Raw genomic sequence first — 25,823 nt, 5'->3', positions numbered from 1 at the left:
TTATTTGCTTATTTTTAGCGTGTATAAAACGGAATGATACAGAAGAATAAACGGGCCTGGGCCTGGATCCCTTCCCTGTACTTTACGCAGGGTCTGCCTTATGTAATGATCGTCACGGTCTCCGTGATCATGTACAAGAAACTCGGTATCAGCAATGCGGATATAGGCCTGTATACCAGCTGGCTTTACCTGCCTTGGGTCCTGAAACCGCTTTGGAGCCCTTTCCTGGAGCTTTTCGGCACCAAACGCAACTGGTTTTTAGGAATGCAACTGCTGATCGCCCTTTCCTTCCTGGCCATAGGCTTCCTGCTCCCTACCAATATTTTCTTCGTGACCACCCTGGCGTGTTTCTGGATGGCTTCCTTCGCCTCTGCCACCAATGATATTGCTTCTGACGGATATTACATGATCGGGCTCACCGAAGAGAAACAGTCCTTCTTTGTCGGTGTCAGGAGTACCTTTTACCGGTTATCCATGGTCACGGGCCAGGGATTGCTGGTCATTTTAGCCGGATTTCTTGAAAACTATTACGGGCAAAGTGACAAGGCCTGGTCTCTAACGATGATCATCACGGCCTGCCTGATGTTACTCCTTACCATCACCAACGCCTTCCTCTGTCCCCGATATGAATCTTCTGAAGCCATTGTACTGCAAAAACCCGGAAGTTTTTGGGAGGTCTTTTCCTCTTTCTTCAACAAATCCGGCATAGGCACAGCATTGGCATTCATCCTCTTTTTCCGGCTGGGGGAGTCCCAACTGGTGAAAATGGCGGCTCCTTTTCTGCTGGATGCTCCGGAGGCAGGCGGACTCGGATACAGTACTGCCGAAGTAGGAACCATTTACGGCACCATAGGTGTTGTCATGCTCACAGCCGGAGGAATTCTTGGAGGAATCCTGATCTCAAGGCACGGACTTAAACGGTGGTTCCTCCCCATGATCCTGACCCTGAACATCCCCAATGCCTTCTACGCCCTCCTGGCTATTACCCATACCGAGAGTCTTCCGGCAGTGATCACCACGGTGGTCCTGGAACAATTCGGCTATGGTTTTGCGATCGCGGGATTTATGGTCTATCTGATTTACCTGGCGGAAGGGATCTCGAAAACCTCCCATTATGCCATTGCGACTGGCTTTATGGCCCTGGGCATGATGCTTCCCGGGCTTGCCAGCGGTTATATACAGGAATGGCTGGGATATGACGGATTTTTTGTTTGGGTGGTACTTGCCGCCCTGCCCTCCCTGTGGCTCCTGAAATACATCCAATATCCTCCTGACTATGGAAAGAAAAGAGAGACCTGAGATGAAGGTGGTTCCCTATGACCAGGCCACCCTTCTCCTTTCTCCTAAGGAAAAAGTGGGGCAGTTCTTTATGCCGGCTGCGTTTATCAATGACTCTGAGGAGGAGATCAGGACCCTGGAAGGCCTTATCAGAGAAGGCGCTGTTGGGGGGATCTGCTTCTTCCACAGCAGGGCCAGTGCGGCGACCAATTTTGAGGGGAAGAAAAAGGTGATCTACAATAAAAAGAGCTATGACCTCCTTAGAAACCTGATCGACCGATACCAAAAAGCTGCGAAATATCCTCTTCTGATCAGTATTGATGCCGAGTGGGGCCTGGCCATGCGCGTAGAGGAAACACCCCAATATCCTTACGCCATGACCCTGGGGGCAGGAGAGGATCCCCTCCTGGTCTACGAGATCGGGAAACAAATCGGACAGGACTGCAAGGCAGCGGGCATTCAGTGGAACTTCGCCCCGGTGGCCGACATCAACAGCAACCCGGACAACCCGGTCATAGGATACCGCTCTTTCGGAGAGAATAAGGAAAAGGTAAGCATGAATGCCACGGCGTTTTCCAGGGGCCTGCAGGACGCAGGGACCCTCAGCTGTGCCAAGCACTTCCCTGGTCACGGGGACACGGCAACAGATTCCCATCTTCATCTACCGGTACTCTCTAAATCGGGTTCCGACCTGTTGGCAGAAGAACTCATCCCTTTTCAGGCCCTTATCCGGAACGGGGTGGATGCGGTGATGGTAGGACATATCGCCGTACCCGCCCTGACAAATGGAACCCCTGTCTCCGCTTCGGTTTCCGGGGAGATCATAGACGGCCTCCTTAGAAAAACTCTGGGATACCAGGGGGTGGTAGTCTCCGATGCCCTGAATATGCACAGTGTTTCCAAGGCATTCCCGGAAAAGGGCAGCCTTGAATGGACCGCCTTTGAGGCGGGCACGGATGTGCTTTGCTTTGCAGAACATGTAGGGGATGGAATAGACAAGATCCTCGAAAATGCTACCGAAAAGCGGATAGAGGAGAGTTTCAAAAGGGTATGGCGACTTAAAGAGAAGGCTTTTCAGAGTTCAGGGCCCGTCCCCTCCCTAAGTGTGCCCGACACCTATAACAAAATGTCAGCTAGGAACAGCCTTACCTTCCATAAAGGGCAGCAGGAAATCCTTTCGGAATTCAGGGATAAAGGGTTTTTCGCTATTTCTATGGGAAAGGAAAAAGGGGTGAAATTTATCAGAAAGCTGGGTCTTAAAAGGAATAGTTACCTGGAAGTTAAAGGCTACCCGGAATTTTCGCACGTTCAGGAAAAGATAGGCGAAGGATCGCGAGTCCTGTTATCGATCTTTCTCCCCAGGGCGAAACCTGAAGGTCGGTTCGGGCTTCACGAAAAGACCTTGGATTTGATCATTCGACTTATTGAAAATTACAAGGTCATCGTATATTTGTTTGGCAACCCTTATTTCCTCAGGTATCTTCCGCAGGACAAAATGGAAGCCATCATCCTTTGTTACCAGGACCTGAAGGGTTTTGAGGAAATAGCCGCAGAACACTTTCTGGGTCAATTTGAGGCAACCGGCGTTTTACCGGTTTCCATCTAACACAAGCCTATGAAGATCTACAAAGTTATCGGCCTTATGTCTGGCACCTCCCTGGATGCGCTGGACCTGTGCTATTGTCATATCTGGAAGAACCTAACCCGCTGGGAGTTCGAAATCAAGACCACCCGGAGCATTGCTTATGACAAAAAGAGATATGAAAAACTCAAATCGGCCATCAGCCTGCCTGCAGATCAATTGTTTCAACTTCACAACGATTATGGCACCTGGCTGGGGGAGCAATCCAGGCTTTTTAAGGACGAGGAAGGTCTGGAAGTCGATTTTATATCCAGCCATGGACATACCGTGCACCATCAGCCCGAAAAGGGCCTGACATTCCAGATAGGTTCCGGGCAGCACCTGGCCAATGCCAGTGGAATACGTACCATCTGCGATTTCCGAACCAACGATGTGGCCCTGGGAGGACAGGGGGCACCCCTGGTGCCTGTAGGGGACCATTTCCTCTTCGCTTCTTATGATTTCTGCCTGAATCTGGGCGGGATCAGCAATATCTCCTTTCACAGCAATGGCAAGCGGATCGCCTATGATATAGGAGTGGCTAATATGTTGCTCAACCATATCACTGCAAAGGAGGACATCCCCTATGACAAGGGAGGGCAACTGGCCCGGAAGGGAAAGCTCAACCCATCACTTCTAAAGGCTCTGGACGGTCTCGAATACTACAAAAAACCCTATCCTAAGTCGACCGGGTACGAATGGTTCATTTCCGAAGTAGCACCTCTTATCGATGCGGAAAAGGCCTCGATGGAATCCTTGCTACATACCGCCGTTCATCATATCTGCGGACAGATCGGCAGGGAGGTACGAAAACTCAGTTCAAAGGACTCCAAAACCCTGCTGGTGACAGGGGGAGGCGCGTTCAACACCTACCTCACCGAAGTGTTGCAGCAGAAAACAGTGGAGCACATCATCCTCGAGATCCCTTCCCGGGAACTGATCGAATTCAAAGAGGCCCTGGTATTCGCTTTTATGGGTGTACTGAGGATAGAACAGGAGATCAACGTACTCAGTTCGGTCACCGGTGCCAAAAGGGACTCCTCCTCCGGAGTGGTCTTTCTCCCGAGTTAGTCCGCGATTTCAAAGGATACCTAAAGAGGGATATTTCCGTGTTTCTTCGGCGGCATGGACACGTCTTTATTCTCGAGCATGCTGAAGGTCTTGATGAGTTTCCTCCTCGTTTCCCTGGGCAGGATCACTTCGTCAATAAATCCCCTCCTGGCCGCCTTAAAAGGGTTAGCAAATTTCTCTGCGTATTCGGCTTCCTTCTCTGCCAGTTCTTTTGCGGTATCCTCCGCTTCCCTGATCTCTTTCCGAAAGATGATCTCACTGGCTCCTTTCGCTCCCATTACCGCGATCTCTGCCGTGGGCCAGGCGTAGTTGAAATCGGCGCCAATATGCTTGGAATTCATTACGTCGTAAGCACCCCCATACGCTTTACGAGTGATCACGGTGACCTTGGGCACCGTGGCCTCGCTCAGGGCATACAGCAGCTTGGCCCCGTGCACGATGATCCCATTCCATTCCTGGTCCGTTCCGGGCAGGAAGCCGGGCACATCCACCAGGACCAGAAGCGGGATATTGAAACTGTCGCAGAAACGGGTAAAACGGGCCGCTTTCCGGGATGAGTTCACGTCCAGCACCCCGGCCAGGAACATGGGCTGGTTTGCCACGATTCCAATACTTTTCCCTGCCATACGGGCAAAGCCTACAATGATATTCTCGGCAAAATCCTTGTGGATCTCATAAAAGCTGCCCTCGTCTATGATCCCCCGGATCACCTCGTGCATATCATACGGTTTGTTGGGACTGTCCGGTACGATGGTTTCCAAAACGTCCCTGTACTCTTCCCCCAATTCGAAAGGGAGGTCCATTGGCTTTTCCTTATGGCTTTGTGGGAGGTAACTCAGCAGGTTCTTCAGGTCTTCCAGGCATTCCACGTCATTGGAGGAAGTTTTATGGGCTACCCCTGATTTGATGGCGTGGGCACTGGCTCCTCCCAGTTCTTCCGAGGTAACCTCCTCATTGGTCACGGTCTTGACCACGTTGGGTCCGGTGACGAACATATAGCTGGTTCCCTCTACCATCAGTGTAAAATCTGTGATCGCCGGTGAGTAGACGGCCCCACCGGCACATGGCCCCATGATGGCGGATAGCTGGGGAATGACCCCGGAAGCCTTTACATTGCGGTAAAAGATATCGGCGTAGCCCCCCAGGGACCTAACGCCTTCCTGAATCCTGGCTCCCCCTGAGTCGTTGAGCCCGATGACAGGTGCGCCTACGTTCATCGCCAGGTCCATGATCTTGCAGATCTTCTCGGCATGTGTTTCCGACAAGGCCCCGCCAAAAACGGTAAAGTCCTGGGCGTATACATAGACCAGCCTTCCATGGATGGTTCCATAGCCCGTGACCACCCCATCCCCGAAATAGATCTCCTTATCCATCCCGAAATCGGTCGTCCTGTGGGTGACCAGTATGCCCATCTCCTCAAAGGATCCTTCATCCAGGAGGTATTCGACGCGTTCACGGGCTGTCAGTTTTTTGTTCTGGTGTTGGCGGTCTATCCGCTTCTGACCCCCACCCAGTTTGGCCTGGGTTATACGTTCATTCAATTTCTCAATATTCGAGCTCATCTTCTATGAAGTTGGTATCCTTAACGATTTCTGATCTTCAAGGTATTTTTTTAACGCGATATGTGCTGCAATCCGAGCTTCTTCCTGTTCCTTTTTCAAAAGCACTTCAGGGGAATAGTGGTTCTTAACAAAATGGGTGTCGAACTGTCCGCTGCGGAAGGCTTCGTGCTCACATACAAATCGACCGAAGGGCAATGTGGTCTGTATTCCTTCCACTTCGTACTGGTCTATGGCCTCGATCATACGCTGAATGGCTTCCTGCCGGCTCTTGCCGTACGTGCATAACTTGGCTAGCATAGGGTCATAGAAAATGGGGATCTCCATCCCCTCCTCAAAGCCGTTGTCTACCCGTATCCCCTCCCCTGACGGCAGGCGATATCTCTCCAGTGTCCCGACGCTTGGCAGAAAATTGTTAAGAGGATCTTCTGCATACACGCGGAGTTCCAGAGCATGTCCCCTGATGGTCAGGTCTTCCTGTTTCATAGGCAGTTCTTCTCCCCTGGCAACCCGGATCTGAAGTTCTACCAGGTCTACCCCGGTAACCAACTCCGTTACTGGATGTTCAACCTGCAGCCTCGTATTCATCTCGAGGAAATAGAAATTGTGGCCTGCGTCCATCAGGAATTCCACGGTCCCCGCACCCAGATAGTAACAGGAACGAGCCACCTTGGTGGCGGCAATGCCCATTTCCCGCCTTAATTCCGGGGTAAGGATAGCGGAGGGTGCCTCCTCCACTACTTTCTGGTGGCGGCGTTGTATACTGCATTCGCGTTCAAAGAAATACAGGATGTTCCCATGGGAGTCTGCCATGATCTGTATTTCTATATGCCTGGGAGAACTCACATACTTTTCGATAAATACAGAACCGTCCCCGAATGCCGAGGTGGCCTCCGAAATAGCGCGTTCCATCTGTGATTCCAGGTCTTTTTCCTTTTCCACGATCCGCATGCCTTTTCCCCCTCCACCTGCCGAAGCCTTGATAAGGATCGGGAACCCGATCTCCCTGGCAATAGCCCTGGCTTTATTCACATCGGAAATAGCCTCATCGACCCCGGGGACCATGGGGATATCATATTTTTTGACCGCTTCCTTGGCTGCCAGTTTGCTGCCCATCATTTCGATGGCCCTGGGACCCGGGCCTATAAAGGTGATCCCACTCTCGGTCACCGCCTTTGCAAAAGCGGCATTCTCACTCAGGAACCCATATCCGGGATGTATAGCATCGGCCCCGAGACGAGTGGCTTCCTCTATAATCCTCTTCCCGTTGAGGTAGGATTCTTTAGAAGGGGCTTCCCCTATGCAGACGGCTTCATCCGCAAATTTTACGTGAGGGGCATGGCGGTCTGCCGTGGAATACACGGCAATGGTCTTGATGCCCATTTTCCTGGCGGTCCTCATGACCCTAATGGCGATCTCACCCCGATTTGCGACCAGTATTTTTTTCATAAAGTTTCGGACTTTAGGCGTATGTAATGAGCAATTGTTTCTTGTCTACCGATTCACCCACCTTGACGGAAATGCTCTCGATGACACCCTCCCTCGGGGAAGTGATCACATTCTCCATCTTCATGGCCTCCAGGATCAGCAAAGGAGCGTCCTCGGCGACCTGATCCCCTTCCCTGACCCTGATCTCAAGTATGAGTCCGGGCATAGGCGCCGAGATGGCAGTGATATTCTTGACAGAGCCGAGTGAAAATCCCATCCGGGATATCTGCTGGTCCAGTTCATTTTGAAGACGCACCTCGTAAATGTCATTCCTGACCTTAATGCGATAGGTCTTCCCATTAAAATCGCTCGAGAGGACCTCTGAGGGAAAGGGTTCATTTTCCTTTAATACGTGGTACCTCGATGTGGAGGTTTTCAGGATGTCGAGGGACTCCAGATCCTTTTCAGACAATTCAAAATCGTAGGTCCCATTGACAGTAACCTTATACGGTTTAGGCATATCGCGGAAGTTGTTTTTATTGCGTACCACAGGCAAGATATGTAAAATTAAAAAGGGGGTGAAATTTATTTACCCATGTCCTTTTGGGCCCGGGGAAGGATAGTTCTGCCTCGAGGACAAGCAGATTTAAAGAGATGTTGCGCCTGAATTCTATAAAAAGCACATCGGGTTCCGGAGGGTAAAGATACCGGGGCAAATTCATCGGCCAGGCAGGCGACAAGTAAAGGTTAAAACCCTTATTTTTGAACAAAAAGTAAACTGCATGCTTATCATTGGGATTGCCGGAGGCACGGGATGCGGAAAGACCACGGTAGTCAACCAGATCATCAATGAGATACCGGAGAAAGAGGTTGGAGTGATCTCTCAGGATTCCTATTACAACGATCTTTCCCATCTGTCCTATGAAGAAAGGGCAAAGATCAACTTTGACCATCCCCGGGCCATCGATTTTGATCTGTTGAGAGAGCACCTCGGCTTACTCCGAAATGGGCAACCCATTGACCAGCCCGTCTACTCTTTTTCAAAACACAACCGGACGGGCGACGTCATCAGGACCCATCCCCGGAAGGTGATGATCGTGGAAGGCATTCTGATACTCACCCATCCTGAAATCCGCAAGATGTTCGACATCAAGATCTTCGTCCACGCCGACTCAGACGAAAGGCTCATAAGAAGGCTCAAACGGGATATACACGAGAGGGGAAGAGACCTGCAGGAGGTCCTGACCAGGTACCAGACCACCCTAAAACCCATGCACGACCAGTTCATAGAGCCTACCAAGGAATACGCAGATATCATCATTCCCAACAACAAATACAATACGGTGGCCGTAGACATTGTGAGGACCATAATTAATGACAAATTGAACTGAGCGGTATGGGATTAAAGGACCTGAGAAAGAAGAAATGGTTTTCCATCGCCACTAATTTGTATGTAGTGGTCCTGACCGCCTTTGTGGTATGGATGGTCTTTTTCGATACGAACTCCCTCTTGATCCATAGGGAATTGCAAAAACAGATAAACGACCTTGAAAAACAAAAGGAATTCCTGAAAAGCGAGATCGAAAAGGACCGCAAAACGCTCGAATTGCTGTCGGATCCCGAGGAACTCGAAAAATTCGCCAGGGAAAAGTACTACCTTAAGAAAAAGGAAGAAGAGATCTACCTCATTGAATACGAGGACAGCCTGAAAAACAAAAAAGATGAAGAGTAAGACCCCTTTCTACGATTTCCCGCCCGTGACCGCAAAGGAGTGGAAGCAGCAAATACAGGTAGGGCTCAAGGGAAAGGACTACAATGACCTCCTGGTATGGGACAGCCCGGACCAACTCAAGGTAAAACCCTTCTACCATGCAGAGGACCTGCAAGGCCTCGCCGAGCGGCACATTAAATCTCCCGATGGCTGGATAATCGGACAGATCATTGACGCCAAGGACGCCAAAACAGCCAGGGAAAAGGCGTTAGAAGCCCTCGAAAAAGGAGCTGAAAGCCTCTATTTTAAGGTCGAAGAGGAGTTCGATCTAAAAGATCTTTTAACAGATAAGGAGCTCAGCACGGTTCCCTTGCATTTTGAGATACCCTTCATATCCCACTCATTCACCGAACAATACAATTCCGTTATTCGTACCGGAAAAGGGCCCTTATTCCTGCATTGGGATGTCATCGGGCAACTGGCCCGAACCGGCAACTGGCACCATTCCATGAAACAGGACCTGGAGATGGGCGTGGGTCTTATCCGTGGCCAGTTTGGTATACACCCTTTTTCTGTGGATGGAACCCTCTACCAGAATGCCGGTGCCACCCGGGTGCAACAATTGGCATATACCCTGGCCCATGCCTGTGAATACATGCACCTCCTTGCATCCGAAGGAAAAGAGAAATCATTCCGGCAACCCGTTTTCAGGATGGCCGTGGATTCCAATTATTTTTTCGAGATCGCTAAACTCAGGGCCATGAGGTTATTATGGGCTTCCCTTGCCCGGGAGTTTGGGGCTCCGGAAGATTGCCACATTATCGCCCGCCCTACCCGGAGGAACAAGACCCTTTACGAATACAACGCCAATATGTTGAGGACCACCATGGAATGCATGGCGGCGGTGAACGGAGGGGCAGACACGGTCCTCAACCTGCCCTACGACGCACTCTATCACAAGGAAAACCCATTTGGTGACCGCATCGCGAGGAACCAGCTACTGATCCTCAAGGAAGAGGCCTACCTGGGCTCCGTGAGCAATCCGGCAGACGGGGCGTATTACATAGAGACCCTGACCTCCCAGCTGGCCAAAAAGGCTTTGGCGGTATTTAAATCCATAGAAGCCTCAGGGGGCTTCCTCTCCGCCCTTAAAAAACACGTCATACAAAAGAAGATCCGTGAGCAGGCGGCTAAGGAGCAGGAATCTTTTGACCAAAACGAACTGGTACTGGTCGGGACGAATGCCTACTCCAACCCTGAGGACCGTATGAAAGGAGAGTTGGAGGTTACTCCTTTTGCACAGAAGCGGGCGGAAAAGACCCTTTTGGAGCCTATCCTGGAAAAGAGGCTGGCAGAGAACATGGAGAAAAAAAGACTGGAGCATGAATAGGAAGAACCTGCAAAATATGAAACTTGAAGGCCATTCTGACACTTTCACAGGAGCAGAAAGGACCGCCCTTTTTGCTGAGGGGATCGACCTGCCCCGGCGATTTAAGAAGGAAGATATCTCTGACCTGGAACACCTCGACTTTGCTGCCGGGATCCCGCCATTCCTCAGGGGACCCTACCCCACCATGTACGTGCAACGGCCCTGGACCATTCGGCAGTATGCAGGATTTTCCACGGCTGAAGAAAGCAACGCCTTCTACAGGAGGAACCTGGCCGCAGGTCAGAAAGGGCTTTCAGTGGCCTTCGACCTCCCCACCCACCGGGGGTATGACAGCGACCATGATCGGGTTCAGGGAGACGTGGGCAAGGCGGGAGTGGCGATCGACAGCGTAGAGGACATGAAGATCCTCTTTGACGGGATCCCCTTAGACCAGATGTCCGTGTCCATGACTATGAACGGGGCGGTCCTTCCCATCATGGCCTTTTACATCGTGGCAGCCGAAGAGCAGGGCGTACCCCCGGAAAAACTCGCAGGCACCATTCAGAATGACATCCTAAAAGAATTCATGGTCCGGAATACCTATATCTATCCCCCCGGGCCATCCATGAAGATCGTAGCAGACATCTTCGAATTTACAAGTCGGTTTATGCCCCGGTTCAACAGCATCAGTATCTCCGGCTACCATATGCACGAGGCGGGCGCCACGGCGGATATCGAACTGGCGTATACCCTGGCAGACGGCCTTGAATATATCAGGACAGGCCTGAAAGCCGGCCTGGATATAGACGCCTTTGCACCCCGCCTGTCTTTTTTCTGGGCCATTGGGATGAACCATTTTATGGAGATCGCCAAGCTTAGGGCAGGACGTATGCTCTGGGCAAAACTGGTAAGTCAGTTCAACCCTCAAAACGACAAATCCCTGGCCTTGCGGACCCATTGTCAGACCAGTGGATGGAGCCTGACCGAGCAGGACCCTTTTAACAATGTAGCCAGGACGACCATTGAAGCTGCGGCTGCGGCCTTCGGTGGCACCCAGAGCCTGCACACCAACGCCCTGGATGAGGCCATCGCCTTGCCCACGGATTTCTCGGCGAGGATCGCGAGGAATACACAGATCTACCTGCAGGAGGAGACCGGGATCACAAGGACGGTAGACCCATGGGCCGGTTCCTATTATGTGGAATACCTCACCGATGCCCTGGCCAGGAAAGCCTGGAAGTTGATCGAAGAGGTCGAGGAACTGGGGGGGATGACCAAGGCGATTGAGGCCGGGATCCCCAAGCTGAGGATAGAGGAAGCGGCGGCCAAAAAACAGGCCCGTATAGACAGCGGGCAGGATATCATCGTGGGGATGAACAAATATAGGCTGGAAGAAGAAGAAATGTTGCAGATCCTGGAAGTAGACAACGCCAAGGTGAGAAAACAGCAGATCGAGAGGCTTGAAAAAATCAAAAAGGAAAGGGATGCCAGGGCAGTTGGCGAGGCCCTGGACCGGCTCACTGAGGCAGCCCGTAAAAAGTCGGAAGAATCAAACGGAAAAAATGAGCTTAATTTGTTAGCTTTAGCCGTGGATGCGGCCCGCAAAAGGGCTACCCTGGGGGAGATCAGCAGTGCTCTGGAGGCCGTATTCAACCGTTACAACGCTAAAATCCAGACCTTTTCAGGAGTGTATTCCAAAGAAATCAAGGACGACGAGAACTTTAAGAAAGCCCGGCAACTAGCGGACGCCTTCGCCCTTCAGGACGGGCGCAGACCCCGTATCATGATCGCAAAGATGGGACAGGACGGACACGATCGGGGTGCCAAAGTGGTCGCCACGGGCTATGCCGACCTGGGATTTGATGTGGACATCGGCCCGCTTTTTCAGACCCCGGAAGAAGCCGCCAAACAAGCCGTGGAAAACGACGTTCATATCCTGGGGGTCTCCTCCCTGGCCGGAGGACATAAGACCCTGGTCCCCCAGGTCATAGAGGCTCTCAGAAAATACGGCAGGAGCGATATCATGGTGATCGTGGGAGGAGTGATTCCAAAACAGGACTACGATTATTTGTTCGACTCCGGGGCCGTGGCCGTTTTTGGCCCGGGTACCAGGATCAGCGATGCCGCCATTCAGATCCTGGAGATCCTACTCGACTAAGGGGATAACACCTGCCTTATTACCGGATGCATCTGGGGTCTCATATCGGACCGAACCTCCCAGAGTTATCCACTTTCTGTTAACAAAATACATTTTCTGGCTGGTCAAATAATTGTATTTTTAACCCCTAACTTACTATGACGATGGGCAAAATTATTGCTATTGCAAACCAAAAGGGCGGGGTGGGTAAAACCACTACCACAGTTAACCTGGCTGCCTCCCTCGGTGTTTTGGAAAAAAAGGTACTCCTGATCGATGCGGATCCCCAGGCGAATGCGACCTCCGGCCTCGGAATTGACGTAGAATCCGTGGATCTCGGAACTTATCAGGTACTGGAGCATAGCTGTTCCGCAAAAGAAACCATTATAAAGACCTCCTCTCCCAACGTGGACCTGATCCCCTCCCACATAGACCTGGTGGCCATAGAGATCGAACTGGTGGATAAGGATGACAGGGAGTATATGATGAAGAAGGCCATTGTAGACCTGAAGGAGGACTACGATTATATCCTGATCGATTGCGCCCCTTCCCTGGGGTTACTCACCCTTAACGCACTGACAGCGGCTGATTCGGTGATCATCCCCATACAGTGCGAGTATTTTGCCCTTGAGGGCCTCGGGAAACTGTTGAATACGATCAAGAGCGTTCAGCGCATCCACAATCCGGACCTCGACATAGAAGGCATGGTACTCACCATGTACGACGCCCGGCTCCGCTTGTCTAACCAGGTAGTGGAGGAAGTGAAGAAACATTTCTCGGACATGGTCTTCGATACGATCATCCAGAGGAATGTAAGGCTTGGAGAAGCGCCTAGCTATGGGGAAAGCATTATAAAATACGATGCCAGCAGTAAAGGAGCAGTTAATTACCTGAATATGGCCAACGAGCTTCTCAAGAAGAACAAAGAGAAAGTGTAATGGCAAAAGCTACCAAAAAACAGGCCCTGGGCCGCGGATTATCGGCCTTGCTTAAAGACCCTGAGAACGACATTCGATCCGTCTCCGACAAGAATGCGGATAAGGTGGTCGGAAATATCGTGGAACTCGATCTCGACTCCATAGATGTAAACCCGTTCCAGCCCAGGTCTAACTTCAATGATGAAGCCCTTCAGGAGCTCGCCTCCTCTATCAGGGAACTCGGGGTCATACAGCCGATTACGGTCAGGAAACTGGACTTCAACAAATACCAGCTGGTATCGGGGGAGCGCCGTTACAGGGCCTCCAGGTTGGTCGGTCTGGAGACTATCCCGGCCTACATCCGAATCGCCAATGACCAGGAATCCCTTGAAATGGCCCTGGTGGAAAATATTCAAAGGGAAGACCTCGACCCCATAGAGATCGCCCTGTCCTATCAGCGCCTGATCGAAGAGATCGAACTGACACAGGAAAAATTGAGTGACCGGGTGGGCAAGAAAAGGTCGACCATCACCAATTATCTGCGCCTGCTGAGACTAGACCCGATTATTCAGACGGGGATGAGGGATGGTTTTATCACCATGGGCCACGGCCGGGCACTTGTCAACATCGAAAAGCGATCAGACCAGCTTGAGATTTACGAACAGATCATTGAGAACAGTCTTTCTGTGAGGCAAACAGAGGACCTCGTGAGGAAATATCACGAATCCGGGAAGGTCCAGAACAAAACGGTCAGTAAAAGGTCCGATAAGTCCCTTTTTATTATCAACAACGAGATCGCCCTGTCCCACTACCTGGAAACCGATGTCTCCCTGAATACGCAGGACAATGAAAAGGGGAAGATGACCATCTCATTCAGGTCCAAAGAGGAGTTGAACCGAATCATTAAACTGATCACTGGTGAATAAGGGGCCTTTTTTTTTTCTCCTGCTGTTTTTCTGTTTGGCCCAGTCCCATGCTCAGAAGAAGGAATCGGATACGGATTCTCTGAGGAACAACCTCAAGGGTAAAGGGATCGTTGTCGACGGCCGTATCGAGAAGAAAAAAGTAAACCCCCTGGCTCCCAGCAAAGCAGCCTTTTATTCCGCCATACTCCCCGGACTGGGACAGATATACAACCGCAGGTACTGGAAGGTCCCTATCGTTTACGGAGCCATTGGTACCGGTGTATATGCCTATGTCTACAACGACGATCTCTACGATCGTTTCCGATCCGCCTTCAAACGCCGAAGGGCCGGTTTTACGGATGATGAATTCTACGATATCAACGGGAGCGGGATCGTAGCCGGAAGTCCGGACCTCTCGGACGAGGCCCTGCAGGACGCTCAGGAAAGATACCAGAGAGACCGCGACCTGGCTTTGTTGATCACCATCGGTCTTTATGCCTTCAATATTATCGATGCCAATGTGGATGCCCACCTGAAACAGTTCAATGTCAATGACGACCTCAGCCTGGATGTCAGGCCTTATTTGGAAAACCATCCCATCACATCTGCCCCGAATTACGGGGTCGCCATGGTCATTAAATTCTAGCGGGTGAAGATCGCATTGTTCGGATACGGGAAAATGGGCAGGATGATCGACGAGATCAGCCTTGAACGAGGGCACCAGATCGTAGCACGGATAGACGAAAAACCCGGGGAGATCCCTTATGGTGAAATGGAGGTCGCTATCGATTTCAGCGTACCTGAGTCGGCCGTAACCAATATCAAAGGCTGCCTTTCCAAAGGTGTTCCGGTGATTTCAGGTACCACGGGCTGGCTGGAGCGATTTGGGGAGGTGAGCGACCACTGTGAAAAAGTGAAAGGCGCATTCCTCTATGCCTCCAATTTCAGCCTGGGCGTCAATATCTTTTTTGAACTCAACAGGATCCTGGCCAGTATGGTCGACAAAACAGGTGAATACGAGGTCGGCATAGACGAAACCCACCACATCCACAAACTGGATACCCCCAGCGGCACGGCCATCACCCTGGCCGAAGGGATCATTGAGAATTCGGGCTATAAAAAATGGGCTCTGGACAAAGAGGGGCCGGAAACCATTCCGATCTATTCCCACAGGGAGGGGGAGGTTCCAGGCACCCACGTGATTACCTATACAGGGGGGGTTGATGAGATACGTATCAGCCACGAGGCCTTCAGCAGGAAGGGATTTGCATTGGGGGCGGTGGTGGCCGCTGAATGGATCCTCGGAAAACAGGGGGTCTTTAGTATGAAAGACGTGTTAAACCTCGGTCGTAAGTGAACACAAAATGATACCTTGCCCCCGTAACGCCAAAAAAAGCTTCAAATGGACGTAACACAATGGATCCTCTTTATACTTCTGGTACAGGTCATCCACTTTCTGGGTACCTGGAAACTCTATAAAATAGCGGGCAGAAAACCCTGGGAAGCAGCCATTCCCATCTATAATGCCGTGGTATTGATGAAGATCATCAACCGTCCGGCCTGGTGGGTGATCCTCCTATTCATCCCCATCATCAACCTGCTCATGTTCCCGGTCATCTGGGTGGAGACCGTCAGGAGTTTTGGACGCAACAGCCTGGCAGATACCTGGCTGACCATCCTGACCCTGGGATTCTATATTTATTACGTCAACTACGCCCTGGAAGTGAGCCACATCAAGGATAGAAGCCTGCATCCCAAGAGCAGTTCCGGGGAATGGGTCAGTTCGATCGTCTTTGCAGTGGTGGCAGCCACCCTGGTACATACCTATTTTATTCAGCCTTATGTGATCCCGACAGGTTCCCTGGAACGCACCCTACGTATAGGTGACCTGTTGTTCGTCAGCAAATTCCACTACGGGGCAAGGGCACCCATGACCACCATCGCAGCCCCTATGGTTCATGATACGCTACCAGTATTTGGGACGCGTTCCTACCTTAAAAAACCGCAACTCCCCTATTTCAGGCTGCCCGGCTTTACCAAGGTAGATCGCAATGACATTGTGGTCTTCAGCTGGCCGGCCGATACGGTCAGGGCCTTTTTCAAGAAGGAAGCAGGGGTGGTCAAACCCATTGACAAGAAATCCAACTATGTAAAACGGTGCGTTGGGCTTCCCGGGGATTCTCTCGAAATCAGGGACGGCTATGTGTATATAGACGGAAAGCAACTCCAACTGTCTGACCGGGCGAAGCCCCAGTATGATTATATGCTGTACGCCCAGGATGGGGTTTCCTCCAGGTTGTTGCTGGAGCTTGGCGTTTCTGAATTCAACAGGACCTATGTGGCACAAACCCTTAGTCCGCAACAGATAATGGCCCTCCAGTCTTCAGGATTTGCGGTCTTCGGCCAGAATAACCCCCCTGTGATCCTCACGGACAGCAGAGGGATCCCCGCTGAGGTAATAAGAAGCCTGGGGTTGTCCCTTCGGGAGATCACGGACAGGGAGCGACGGGCCACCCTTACCGATGAGATGGTGGCCCAGCTCCGCGCCAACCCTCAGATCGATTCCGTCGTTAAGATCATCGAACCTAAAGGGGATAGAGACATTAGTGTTTTTCCTCAGAATCCTGAATATCCATGGAACAATGACAATTTCGGACCCATCTTCATTCCCGCGAAGGGGAGTACGGTATCACTCAATGTCGATGTACTTCCCCTCTATAAAAAGATCATCCGGGATTACGAGGGCAACACCGTAGGTGTTTCCGGAAACCAGGTACTCGTGAACGGGGAGGCGGTACAGCAATACACCTTCCAACAGGATTACTACTGGATGATGGGAGACAACAGGGACCATTCGGAGGACAGCCGGACCTGGGGCTATGTCCCCGAAAACCATATCGTGGGGACCCCCATTTTCATCTGGTTGAGCTTTGACAATTTCAACGAAGGGATAGCACACTGGAAACCCCGGTGGGACCGGATCTTTACCACGGTAAATGGAGAGGGGGAACCCGTGTCCTATTTCCGCTATTTCCTCATGGCCCTGGCGGCCTGGTTTCTCTTTGATTTTGTCCGCAAGCGGAGGAAAAAAAGCAGCACGAAATAGATCCGAGCCTTGTAGTCATGCTCCATGTCCTTCATCCCGCGTATTTTCCTAATATAGGCACGATGGCCCTCATCACCCGAGAGGAGTGTCAGTGGGAAGTCTGTGACTTTTACCAGAAACAGACTTTCAGGAACAGGACCTGTATCTGTACGGATCAGGGAAAACACCTGATAAGCATCCCGATCAAACACGTAGGCGGGAAACAGGGAAAACAGTATTACAGGGATGTAAAGGTCGACAATTCCTATGCCTGGCAAAGGCTGCACTGGCGCACCCTGGAAACCGCCTACAGGTCTTCCCCATTCTTTGAATACTACGAGGAGGATCTGGCCCCATTGTTCCGTGAATCACATACGTTTCTGCTCGACTTCAACCTGGAATGCATCCATGTGATTTGTACCCTCCTCGGACTCCCTTTCCCGGTAGGGAGAACGGAACAATACGAACCTGTTCTGAAGGGTGTCAGAGACATGAGGCATCTGGTGAACGCAAAAAAACCATTGGCCTTTGAACCTCCTCAATATACCCAGGTATTTACGGAAAAACACGGATTTGTTCCCAACCTCAGTATACTGGATCTCCTGTTTAACGAAGGGACCCACGCAGCGGATTACCTGAGGTCCCTGCCATTAAATTTGGAACATGCTTAGACTCTTCCTACATTACGGGATACACTTTTTATTGCCCTTTGCAGTAGCTTTCCTGTTTTACAGGGCTCGTCCCTGGCGTGCGGTATTGATACTCCTTTCTGCCATTTTGATCGATTTAGACCATCTTTGGGCTGATCCCATCTTTGACCCTAACCGCTGCAGCATCAATTTCCATCCGCTTCATACCTATTGGGCCATGGGCGTATATACGCTCTTTCTATTTTTCAAACCCTTGCGGATCTGGGGGATCGGATTGTTGCTTCACATGCTGGCAGATTGGACGGACTGCCTTTTTATCGGGGGGGAAGGCGGAATGATGCCCTGACCGGATAATGGTCTGAATACTGAACGTCGAAATTGAGGTGGACACTAGTGTTAGGAAGTAGGAAGAACTATGGACTGGAGATCTAAGGAAACGATTTCTGCATTACATACTGTCTTATAGAGACAAAAGAGCAGTAGGGTGAAGGATACTGCAAGTAAGACCACTCTGCCTAAAAAGTAAAAAAAGCCGATCTTTTCATCCAACTCATTCTTCCTTCCCCGCCTTGAAGAGGAAGTCCTTTTCGGCCTTGGACAGGCTTTCGTACCCCGACTTGCTGATCTTGTCGAGGATGTTGTCTATTTTTCGCTGCCGACTCTCCTTGTCATAATCGATCTTGGAGCTGGAGACCTTACTTTTTTTACGGTATACGGTCTTCATGGGGGCCTTCTTCTCCCGGGGTTTGAACATGGCTCCCAGGCCATCCAGTAGTTTCGAAAAACCTTCACCTATATCCTTTCCCTTAGCGAGTTGACGGGCGTAAACATAGCCCAGGAGTGCCCCGCCGAGGTGGGCCAGATGTCCACCAGAGTTGCTGGCCGGGATACTGATGAGATCGACAAGGACAAAAAATGCCCCTATGTACCATAATTTAATATTGAAAAAAAGGACCCGCACCTCCTGGTTGGGGATATAGGCGCATATAAAGATCAGTACGGCGGTTACCCCGGCTGAGGCACCTATGATGGCTGAATTGGATCCCAGGAAAACGGGGAAGACATTATAGCTGAGCACGAATAGGAGTCCGCCCAGGATTACTCCCAGGAAGTATACATTAACAAGGGTACGGGCAGAGAACAGGTTCAAAAAGATCCTGGCAGAGAAATAGAGCAACAGCATATTCCAGAACAGGTGGAAGAAATCTGCATGGAAAAAAGAGTAGGAGACAATAGACCAGGGCTGGAACAGGAACGCCATGAGGTCTACAGGCAATTCGAACCATTGGGAAATGGCGTTTTTTCCCAGCCCCAGGAGAAATGGCAACAGGGCGTTAAGAATAAATACCGCCACGTTGATCACGATCAGTTTCTCCGCGATATTTAAGCGGGCGTATTGATATCTCAGTCCTCCTGTACTCATGGGTTTAATTCCATCTGTTTTTATTGAACTGGGTCTTTTTCCAGTACCACATCATAATAAATCCGAACAAGGCACCTCCCACATGGGCAAAGTGAGCGATCCCCTGGCCAAAGATAGAGTATCCCGTAACGCCGGAAAAGAGGTCGAGACCTATAAGTACGGGTATAAAGTATTTGGCCTTGATTGGAATGGGAAGAAAAATGAGAAAAAGTTCGCTGTTCGGGAATGACATGCCGAAGGCGACCAGAATCCCGTAGATGGCTCCTGAGGCCCCTACAGCTGGAGTACTATACGCCATTAGGAAGTTGTCTATGGTACTCCTGGGGGCCAGGTTGTACCAGCCCGGGTTAAACTTCCCCTGGGAAATCAGGTCCATTACCTCAGGTCGCGTCAGACCAGCATTAAGCAACACATCCATTCCTTCATTGAAATAATAGTAATTCACTGCCGTATGGATAATTGCGGCTCCGATGCCCGCCGAAAAATAGAAGAAGAGGAACTTGTTCTTCCCCCACATATGCTCCAGGGGGGAACCAAAGGCCCAGAGTGCATACATATTGAAAAGGATATGCATAAAACCCCCGTGCATAAACATATGGGAGAGGATTTGCCAGTAACCGAAATTCTCATTCTCCGGGAACCAAAGAGAGAACCATTGATACATTTGTTCCCCGTAGAGAGCCGTGGCTACGAAAAAGAGGATATTTACGATCAGCAGGTGTTTAATGGCACCGGTAAGTCTTCCCATCTATTTGAATTTATTGTCGATTTCGTTTTCTGTTAAGGTGATAAAGATCGGTTTATTAAACGGACTCAGCAGGGTTTCCTTACAGGCAAAAAGGTCATTCACCAGGGCCAGTTGAGAGGTTTTGTCCATCCTGTCCCCGGTTTTGACGCATACCGACCTACTCAGGGCTTTCGCGAGCATATCGGACTGGGAGAGATTTCCTTCCTTCCCCTGCCCGTATTCAGAGATAACCTGGTCTAGCACGGATACCACTTCTTTTTCAGGGACCATGGGGGGAAGTCCCTTTACTATGACCCGCTCATCATCGCTTTCTTCAAACACAAAGCCCAGGGCGTTCAGCTGGTCACTGAGTTCGTCCAGAACATGCCGTTCGTTAGGTGAGAAATCCAGGGAAACGGGGAACAGGAGTTGCTGGCTGAGGCTTTCCTTAACCGTCAAACTCCTGAGGAATTTCTCGTACAGGACCCTCTGGTGGGCCCTCTGTTGGTCTATGATCAGCATACCGGACCTGATGGTGGTGACGATGTATTTTCGGCGGAGCTGAAAAGTGGTTCCTTCCCCAGCCTCATCCCCGTCGGAGGAAGGGAACATGGATCCCGTCACTGCCTCCGATTCGAAGTGAACACTGCTGAAGGACTCCTGTCTTTCGGTCCCTGACTTGAGGTCTACGAACAGGTTCTCCCACCCTTCTGCTGATTTTTTGTGGTATCCCCCATGGGAGGGAAACCTGGCGGAACTTTCTTCAAACGGATTGAAACCCGGGTTTACGGAGATCCCGGGGACATGGGCCTCTTTATTCCTGTAGGCATAGGGGGTCTCCAGGTTCTGGTCCTTTTCAAAATCGAGCATTGGCGCCAGGTGGAACTGGCCCAGACCGTGCTTTACGGCAGCCCTCAGGATGGCGTACAGGGTGTGTTCATCGTCGAACTTGACCTCCGTCTTAGTCGGATGGATATTGATGTCTATGGAATGGGGGTCTACCTGCAGGTAAAGGAAATATCCCGGATGAACGTCGGGTTTTAGAAGGCCCTCATAGGCGGAGACCACGGCATGGTGCAGGTAAGGGCTTTTGATAAACCGATCGTTGACAAAAAAGTACTGTTCTCCCCTGCTTTTTTTAGCGTATTCCGGTTTGCAGATGAATCCTTCTATCCTTACGACCTGGGTCTCCTCCTCCACAGAAATGAGCTTCTCGTCCATCCTGTGACCGAAGATATTCGTGATGCGCTTCCTGAGCGCGGCCGGATTGAGGTGGAACAATTCACTCCCGTTGTGGTAAAATCGAAAACCGATCGCGGGATGCGCCAGCGCCACCCTGTGGAATTCGTCCGTGATATGCCTGAATTCCACGGAGTTGGATTTTAGAAAATTCCTCCGCGCGGGAATATTGAAAAACAAATTCTTAACCGAGATGGAGGTCCCTTTGGGGCAAACCTCCGCCTGCTGTGAAACCACCTTGCTCCCTTCTATCCGTATATGTGTACCCACCTCGTCCTCAGCCGGCCTGGTCTGCATGTCTACATGGGCGATTGCCGCTATGGAGGCCAGGGCCTCTCCCCTGAAACCCTTGGTGTGCAGTTCAAACAGGTCCTCTGCACTTTGGATCTTTGAGGTCGCATGCCGCTCAAAACTCATGCGCGCATCCGTCTCGCTCATTCCGCTCCCGTTATCCACCACCTGTATCAGGGCCTTGCCCCCATCCTTCACGATGAGTTCTATTTCGGTGGCCCCGGCATCTACGGCATTCTCCAGCAGTTCCTTGACCACAGAGGCAGGTCGCTGTACAACCTCCCCGGCCGCGATCTGGTTGGCTACATGGTCCGGCAATAGATGGATGAGGTCTGCCATTATTCGGGGATAAAGATGGAAATATCAAAATCGATGAGGTACAGGACGATAAAGATCAGGATGGCGAGAATAAGGAGGAACCGGAGTTTGTAATTCCTGTCTGCATTCCTTCGGAGGTCTGACATGGCGGCACTCCAACGCGACTTTATTCCCCCGGGGGAATCCGTGGTGGTGCGGTACCGGTCGAGTTTGCGCTCAATCTTATAAGGACTACCCTCCCCTTTGTCATCGAAATATTTAGGTGAGTAGTTGAATTTCTTGTTCTTCCGCAGTCTCGTAAATCGTCCCATATCGCTCCTCCCCCAAAAGTACTTAAATATAAAAAAAGTGCGGCAGGATGCGTCCCAAAAATTGTTAACAGAGGTGGTAAGTCCGGGAAAGATCTAAGTGCCCAGGCATGCCATCTTGATGGCGGCGATGGCGGCCTCCGTTCCTTTGTTGCCGTGTTTCCCTCCGCTTCGGTCCTTAGCCTGTTGCAGGGTGTCATCGGTCAGAACACAAAAGATGACGGGAGTATCCGTGAGGACATTGAGGTCCTTGATTCCCTGGGCGGTTGCACTGCATACAAAATCGAAATGCTTGGTCTCTCCCCGGATCACACTGCCGATTGCGATCACCGCATCCGGGCCAACCTCCTCGATCATCTTCTTACAGCCAAAGGTCAGTTCAAAACTTCCCGGAACGTTCCAGCGGGTGATCCGCGTTTCTTTTACTCCACACTCCAAAAGGGTAGCAAGCGCTCCCTGATACAGGCCTTCCGTAATAGCATCGTTCCACTCGGAAACGACGATCCCTATCTCCATGTCGGTCGCATCGGGTAATTGGTCCTTGTCGTAATGGGAAAGGTTCTTGTTAGCCGTGGCCATGCCTACTGGGTTTGGGCCATCCCGATAAAGGCATCTATCGTACGGGCCTCTTCGGCATCCGGGTAATCGTCCTTGATGCGCTGAAAGTATTTCAGCGCCTTATCCTTTTGCTCCAATTCCAGGGCTGCGATGCCGGCTTTGTAAAGAAATCTCGGAGTCGTAAGAGTATTGTCATCTTCGGCAAGCGCCTTTTCATAATAACCAAGGGCATCCCCAGTCTGGCCCAACTGGAGGAAGGCATCTCCTATACCTCCCAGGGCGAGGGCTGCTGTGATCTCCTCATCCGGTTTTACCTGCTCTAAATATTCAATGGCCTTGTCGTACTGCTGCAGTTCCTTATAGGCCATACCGGCCGCGTAGGTCGCGATGTTGGCGGAAGGGGTACCTGAATATTCCTCTATGATGTCGAGATAGCCGTATTTTCCTTCGGCCCCATTGAGAGCCAGCAGGAAAAGGGAATCCTTTTCTGCCGTGTTTTGAAGGGCCTCATTGAAATAGCGGTTCGGATAGAGCATCTCATTGGCGGCACTCGCATTCCTCGGTTGCTGGACGAACTGGCTATACCCCAGATATCCAAGAACGGCCACAGCGATGACGCCGATCACCCCGAGGATGTAGTTCTGGTTCCTGGCCACCCATTGCTCCGATTTGGAAGCGCTTTCGTCCAGGGCGCTGAATACCTCTGCAGTGGTGCTTCCCTGTTCTGCCAGGGCTTTTTCTTCTTCCTTGTTCCTCGGCTTGTAACCCCGCTTCTTGTATGTTGCCATAGTTCCTCTAATTGATCGCGCAAAAATAAAGTTTTTATCGAAAACCGTAGGGTATTTATTTGTTATTTTTGATCCGGATTGGGTTGGAAAACCCACTTTGAATACCTCTTTTCATGCATCTCCAAAAAATTTCCCTCCTCAACTACAAGAACTTCAGCGATATCGAATGTGATTTCGATTCGAAGATCAATTGCTTTGTGGGCAACAATGGCAGGGGAAAGACGAACATGCTCGATGCCATCTACCACCTTTCCTTTGGCAAGAGCTACTTCAACCCTATCGCAACCCAGAACATCCGGCACGGGGAGGATTTCTTTGTCATAGAGGGCAATTTCCTGCTCAATGGAAGGGAAGAGAAGATCGTGTGTTCCCTCAAACGCAATGTCAAGAAAGTCATAAGACGCAACGGGAAGGCTTACGACAAGCTTTCTGAACACATCGGGCTGCTGCCCCTGGTAATCATCTCCCCGGCAGACCGGGACCTGATCATTGAAGGCAGTGAAACCCGGAGGAAGTTCATGGATGGGGTCATCTCCCAGTCGGATCCCGAATACCTTCATGCCCTGATGACCTATCAGAAGGCCGTTTCTCAAAGGAATGCCCTCCTAAAATACTTTGCCACAAACCGCACCTTTAACGCAGACACCCTGGAGATTTACAATCAGCAACTCGAGCTTCACGGGCAGCATATCTACCGGAAACGAGCGGATTTCCTCAAAAATTTCGTACCGGTCTTCAGGGAGCAGTACGCATTGATATCCGGGGGCAATGAGATCGTTAACCTCGTCTACAACTCCGGACTGCACGAGGCTTCCCTAACCGAACTCCTCTCGGCCAACCTGGAACGCGACCGGGCACTGCAGTACACCAGCGTAGGAGTGCACAAGGATGACCTCGACTTTGAGATAGAGACCTATCCCATCAAGAAATTCGGCAGTCAGGGACAACAGAAATCCTTCCTGATCGCCCTGAAATTCGCACAATTCCACCTCCTGAAAAAAAGGACACGCACCACTCCTATCCTCCTCCTCGACGATATTTTCGACAAGCTCGATGAGCACAGGGTTGCCCACATCATTTCTCTGGTGGAAGACGAAAATTTCGGGCAGATCTTCATCAGCGATACGCATGCAGATCGCACAGAAAAGATCATCAAAGAAATTCACCAGTCTTATAAAATGTTTCCTTTGTAGTATGAGACCTATCTGTACCTTCCTGATTTTATTTTTTATCCTTTCCTGCAGGCAGGAAGTGAAACCCGAAGACCTTGGATTCCTCGATGGATACTGGGAGATCCGGGAAGTGGTCTTTCCCTCCGGTGACAGCAAGAAATACGACCTGAACACGACCGTCGATTACATTGAGACCTCCGGAATGGCCGGTTACAGGAAAAAAGTGCAACCCCTTCCAGATGGGAGTTTCATCACCTCGGATGACGCAGAGGAGTTTACCCTTTCAAGGAGGGATGGCATCTATTTTATGGAATACAGGAACCAGATGAGCGCGTGGGAGGAAAAGATAGAAACCCTGACACCCACTAACTTTACGGTCATCAATGCCGACCAGATTCGTTATATTTATAGTCGGTATGAACCCATAAACCTGGATGAGGATGGTTCGTAAGAAGAACAATATAACGCTGGGAGAGGCCCTTCAGGAATTCATCTCCTCCAACAAGCTGCAAAAAGGCCTCGACAAGGTCAAGGTCAGAGAGGCGTGGGCCTCCCTGATGGGTAATGGGGTGAATCATTACACTACGGCCGTAGAACTCAGGGAAGATACCCTGTACGTGTCACTTTCCTCCTCGGTGCTAAGAGAGGAACTCAGCCTGGGGAAATCGAAGATCGTAGAATTGTTGAATGAAGAGCTGGGACGGGAAGTCGTCAGCAAGATCGTACTCCGCTGATACCACATTCCTAAAACGAAAAAAGGCTTCCCTTATCCGGAAGCCTTCTCTTTTGGTATTATTCACAAAGATCAATAGATCTCCCTGCCTGAGAAATGGAAAGCCCCTTCGATGGCGGCATTCTCATCGCTGTCAGACCCATGAATGGCATTTTCACCAATATCCTTTGCATAGAGTTTCCTGATCGTTCCTTCAGCGGCTTCAGCCGGGTTGGTAGCGCCTATCAAGGCCCTGAAATCCTCCACGGCATTGTCCTTTTCGAGGATGGCAGAAACTATTGGACCCCTGGTCATAAAATCGACCAGTTCATCGAAAAAGGGCCTTTCTCTGTGGATTGCGTAAAATTCACGCGCATCCCTCTTGCTCAGTTGGGTATATTTCATGGCGATGATCTTGAATCCGGCAGAAGTGATTTTCTCCAGGATGGGCCCGATATGGCCGTTCTCCACGGCGTCGGGTTTGATCATGGTAAAGGTTCTGTTTCCTGTCATTCTAAAAAAATTTTCGGCAAAAGTACGCTATCTATTTGCAACC

General features: G+C 50.8%; 27 protein-coding genes. 17 read left to right on the top strand and 10 right to left on the bottom strand.

Features of this window, described 5'->3' with window-relative positions; translation table 11 throughout:
* Positions 1-33: 33 nt before the first annotated feature.
* The 3 genes from GWK09_RS09980 to GWK09_RS09970 are packed head-to-tail and all read left to right on the top strand — an operon-like array spanning position 34 to position 3,970.
* Positions 34-1,299: an MFS transporter gene (locus GWK09_RS09980; RefSeq protein ID WP_163693233.1), complete on the top strand. Its 1,266-nt coding sequence runs from the start codon at positions 34-36 to the stop codon at positions 1,297-1,299.
* Entirely contained in the window at positions 1,277-2,884 is a 1,608-nt protein-coding gene (locus GWK09_RS09975) for a glycoside hydrolase family 3 protein (protein ID WP_163693231.1), read from the top strand. Before GWK09_RS09980 ends, GWK09_RS09975 begins: the two co-directional genes overlap by 23 nt.
* A 9-nt stretch (positions 2,885-2,893) precedes the next feature.
* Complete coding sequence (locus GWK09_RS09970; protein ID WP_163693229.1) at positions 2,894-3,970, top strand: anhydro-N-acetylmuramic acid kinase; 1,077 nt, start codon at positions 2,894-2,896, stop codon at positions 3,968-3,970.
* 20 nt (positions 3,971-3,990) lie between these two features.
* Here GWK09_RS09970 and GWK09_RS09965 read toward each other — a convergent pair whose 3' ends face one another.
* The 3 genes from GWK09_RS09965 to GWK09_RS09955 are packed head-to-tail and all read right to left on the bottom strand — an operon-like array spanning position 3,991 to position 7,477.
* Entirely contained in the window at positions 3,991-5,532 is a 1,542-nt protein-coding gene (locus GWK09_RS09965; RefSeq protein WP_163693228.1) for an acyl-CoA carboxylase subunit beta, read from the bottom strand.
* Between the two features lie 3 nt (positions 5,533-5,535).
* Positions 5,536-6,978, bottom strand: coding sequence for an acetyl-CoA carboxylase biotin carboxylase subunit (gene accC / locus GWK09_RS09960; RefSeq protein WP_163693226.1), 1,443 nt, complete (start codon positions 6,976-6,978; stop codon positions 5,536-5,538).
* A 13-nt stretch (positions 6,979-6,991) separates the two neighbouring features.
* Entirely contained in the window at positions 6,992-7,477 is a 486-nt protein-coding gene (locus GWK09_RS09955; RefSeq protein ID WP_163693224.1) for an acetyl-CoA carboxylase biotin carboxyl carrier protein subunit, read from the bottom strand.
* Between the two features lie 262 nt (positions 7,478-7,739).
* Between GWK09_RS09955 and udk the strand changes: the two genes are divergently transcribed.
* The 11 genes from udk to GWK09_RS09900 all read left to right on the top strand — a co-directional run bounded on the left by udk (position 7,740) and on the right by GWK09_RS09900 (position 18,077).
* On the top strand, positions 7,740-8,348 hold the full coding sequence (gene udk / locus GWK09_RS09950; protein WP_163693222.1) for a uridine kinase: 609 nt from the start codon (positions 7,740-7,742) through the stop codon (positions 8,346-8,348).
* A gap of 5 nt (positions 8,349-8,353) precedes the next feature.
* Complete coding sequence (locus GWK09_RS09945) at positions 8,354-8,689, top strand: FtsB family cell division protein (protein WP_163693221.1); 336 nt, start codon at positions 8,354-8,356, stop codon at positions 8,687-8,689.
* Positions 8,679-10,058 (top strand): methylmalonyl-CoA mutase subunit beta, encoded by a 1,380-nt coding sequence (locus GWK09_RS09940; RefSeq protein ID WP_163693218.1) that lies wholly within the window; start codon positions 8,679-8,681, stop codon positions 10,056-10,058. The genes GWK09_RS09945 and GWK09_RS09940 overlap by 11 nt, the downstream gene beginning before the upstream one ends.
* On the top strand, positions 10,051-12,195 hold the full coding sequence (scpA, locus tag GWK09_RS09935) for a methylmalonyl-CoA mutase (RefSeq protein ID WP_163693216.1): 2,145 nt from the start codon (positions 10,051-10,053) through the stop codon (positions 12,193-12,195). Before GWK09_RS09940 ends, scpA begins: the two co-directional genes overlap by 8 nt.
* A 143-nt stretch (positions 12,196-12,338) precedes the next feature.
* Complete coding sequence (locus tag GWK09_RS09930; RefSeq protein ID WP_163693214.1) at positions 12,339-13,112, top strand: ParA family protein; 774 nt, start codon at positions 12,339-12,341, stop codon at positions 13,110-13,112.
* Positions 13,112-14,017, top strand: a complete 906-nt coding sequence (locus GWK09_RS09925) for a ParB/RepB/Spo0J family partition protein (RefSeq protein ID WP_163693213.1) — start codon at positions 13,112-13,114, stop codon at positions 14,015-14,017. Before GWK09_RS09930 ends, GWK09_RS09925 begins: the two co-directional genes overlap by 1 nt.
* The gene (locus GWK09_RS09920; RefSeq protein WP_394367579.1) at positions 14,007-14,642 is read left to right on the top strand and encodes a DUF5683 domain-containing protein; all 636 of its coding nucleotides are present in this window, start codon (positions 14,007-14,009) and stop codon (positions 14,640-14,642) included. Before GWK09_RS09925 ends, GWK09_RS09920 begins: the two co-directional genes overlap by 11 nt.
* Before the next feature lie 3 nt (positions 14,643-14,645).
* Positions 14,646-15,353 (top strand): 4-hydroxy-tetrahydrodipicolinate reductase, encoded by a 708-nt coding sequence (gene dapB, locus GWK09_RS09915; protein ID WP_163693212.1) that lies wholly within the window; start codon positions 14,646-14,648, stop codon positions 15,351-15,353.
* A gap of 45 nt (positions 15,354-15,398) precedes the next feature.
* Positions 15,399-17,102, top strand: a complete 1,704-nt coding sequence (lepB, locus tag GWK09_RS09910) for a signal peptidase I (protein ID WP_163693211.1) — start codon at positions 15,399-15,401, stop codon at positions 17,100-17,102.
* A gap of 17 nt (positions 17,103-17,119) precedes the next feature.
* Positions 17,120-17,752, top strand: a complete 633-nt coding sequence (locus tag GWK09_RS09905; protein WP_163693210.1) for a WbqC family protein — start codon at positions 17,120-17,122, stop codon at positions 17,750-17,752.
* Complete coding sequence (locus GWK09_RS09900; RefSeq protein WP_163693209.1) at positions 17,745-18,077, top strand: DUF6122 family protein; 333 nt, start codon at positions 17,745-17,747, stop codon at positions 18,075-18,077. Before GWK09_RS09905 ends, GWK09_RS09900 begins: the two co-directional genes overlap by 8 nt.
* Positions 18,078-18,281: 204 nt before the next feature.
* Here GWK09_RS09900 and GWK09_RS09895 read toward each other — a convergent pair whose 3' ends face one another.
* The 6 genes from GWK09_RS09895 to GWK09_RS09870 form a co-directional block, all read right to left on the bottom strand.
* Positions 18,282-19,154 (bottom strand): rhomboid family intramembrane serine protease, encoded by an 873-nt coding sequence (locus tag GWK09_RS09895; protein ID WP_163693208.1) that lies wholly within the window; start codon positions 19,152-19,154, stop codon positions 18,282-18,284.
* A gap of 4 nt (positions 19,155-19,158) precedes the next feature.
* Entirely contained in the window at positions 19,159-19,902 is a 744-nt protein-coding gene (locus GWK09_RS09890; protein WP_163693207.1) for a rhomboid family intramembrane serine protease, read from the bottom strand.
* Positions 19,903-21,750, bottom strand: coding sequence for a DNA mismatch repair endonuclease MutL (gene mutL / locus GWK09_RS09885; RefSeq protein WP_163693205.1), 1,848 nt, complete (start codon positions 21,748-21,750; stop codon positions 19,903-19,905).
* A complete protein-coding gene (locus tag GWK09_RS09880) occupies positions 21,750-22,040 on the bottom strand; it encodes a riboflavin synthase subunit beta (RefSeq protein ID WP_163693203.1) in 291 nt (96 codons plus the stop codon). The genes mutL and GWK09_RS09880 overlap by 1 nt, the downstream gene beginning before the upstream one ends.
* A 93-nt stretch (positions 22,041-22,133) precedes the next feature.
* Positions 22,134-22,616, bottom strand: a complete 483-nt coding sequence (ribH, locus tag GWK09_RS09875) for a 6,7-dimethyl-8-ribityllumazine synthase (RefSeq protein WP_163693201.1) — start codon at positions 22,614-22,616, stop codon at positions 22,134-22,136.
* 2 nt (positions 22,617-22,618) lie between these two features.
* The gene (locus GWK09_RS09870; protein WP_163693199.1) at positions 22,619-23,383 is read right to left on the bottom strand and encodes a tetratricopeptide repeat protein; all 765 of its coding nucleotides are present in this window, start codon (positions 23,381-23,383) and stop codon (positions 22,619-22,621) included.
* Positions 23,384-23,496: 113 nt separating this feature from the next.
* On the opposite strand from GWK09_RS09870, the gene recF reads away from it, so the two are divergent.
* The 3 genes from recF to GWK09_RS09855 are packed head-to-tail and all read left to right on the top strand — an operon-like array spanning position 23,497 to position 25,289.
* Positions 23,497-24,576, top strand: a complete 1,080-nt coding sequence (recF, locus tag GWK09_RS09865; protein ID WP_163693197.1) for a DNA replication/repair protein RecF — start codon at positions 23,497-23,499, stop codon at positions 24,574-24,576.
* A 1-nt stretch (position 24,577) separates the two neighbouring features.
* Entirely contained in the window at positions 24,578-25,006 is a 429-nt protein-coding gene (locus tag GWK09_RS09860) for a hypothetical protein (RefSeq protein WP_163693195.1), read from the top strand.
* Complete coding sequence (locus GWK09_RS09855; RefSeq protein WP_163693194.1) at positions 24,996-25,289, top strand: DUF721 domain-containing protein; 294 nt, start codon at positions 24,996-24,998, stop codon at positions 25,287-25,289. Before GWK09_RS09860 ends, GWK09_RS09855 begins: the two co-directional genes overlap by 11 nt.
* Before the next feature lie 71 nt (positions 25,290-25,360).
* Here GWK09_RS09855 and GWK09_RS09850 read toward each other — a convergent pair whose 3' ends face one another.
* Positions 25,361-25,780 (bottom strand): nucleoside-diphosphate kinase, encoded by a 420-nt coding sequence (locus tag GWK09_RS09850; protein WP_163693192.1) that lies wholly within the window; start codon positions 25,778-25,780, stop codon positions 25,361-25,363.
* Positions 25,781-25,823 lie beyond the last annotated feature (43 nt).

The organism is Muriicola jejuensis, from assembly GCF_010671595.1.
In the GTDB taxonomy this organism is placed as follows: Bacteria; Bacteroidota; Bacteroidia; order Flavobacteriales; family Flavobacteriaceae; genus Muriicola; species Muriicola jejuensis.
The sequence above is the reverse complement of the archived record's forward strand: the minus strand, read 5'-3'. Positions and strand labels throughout refer to the sequence as shown.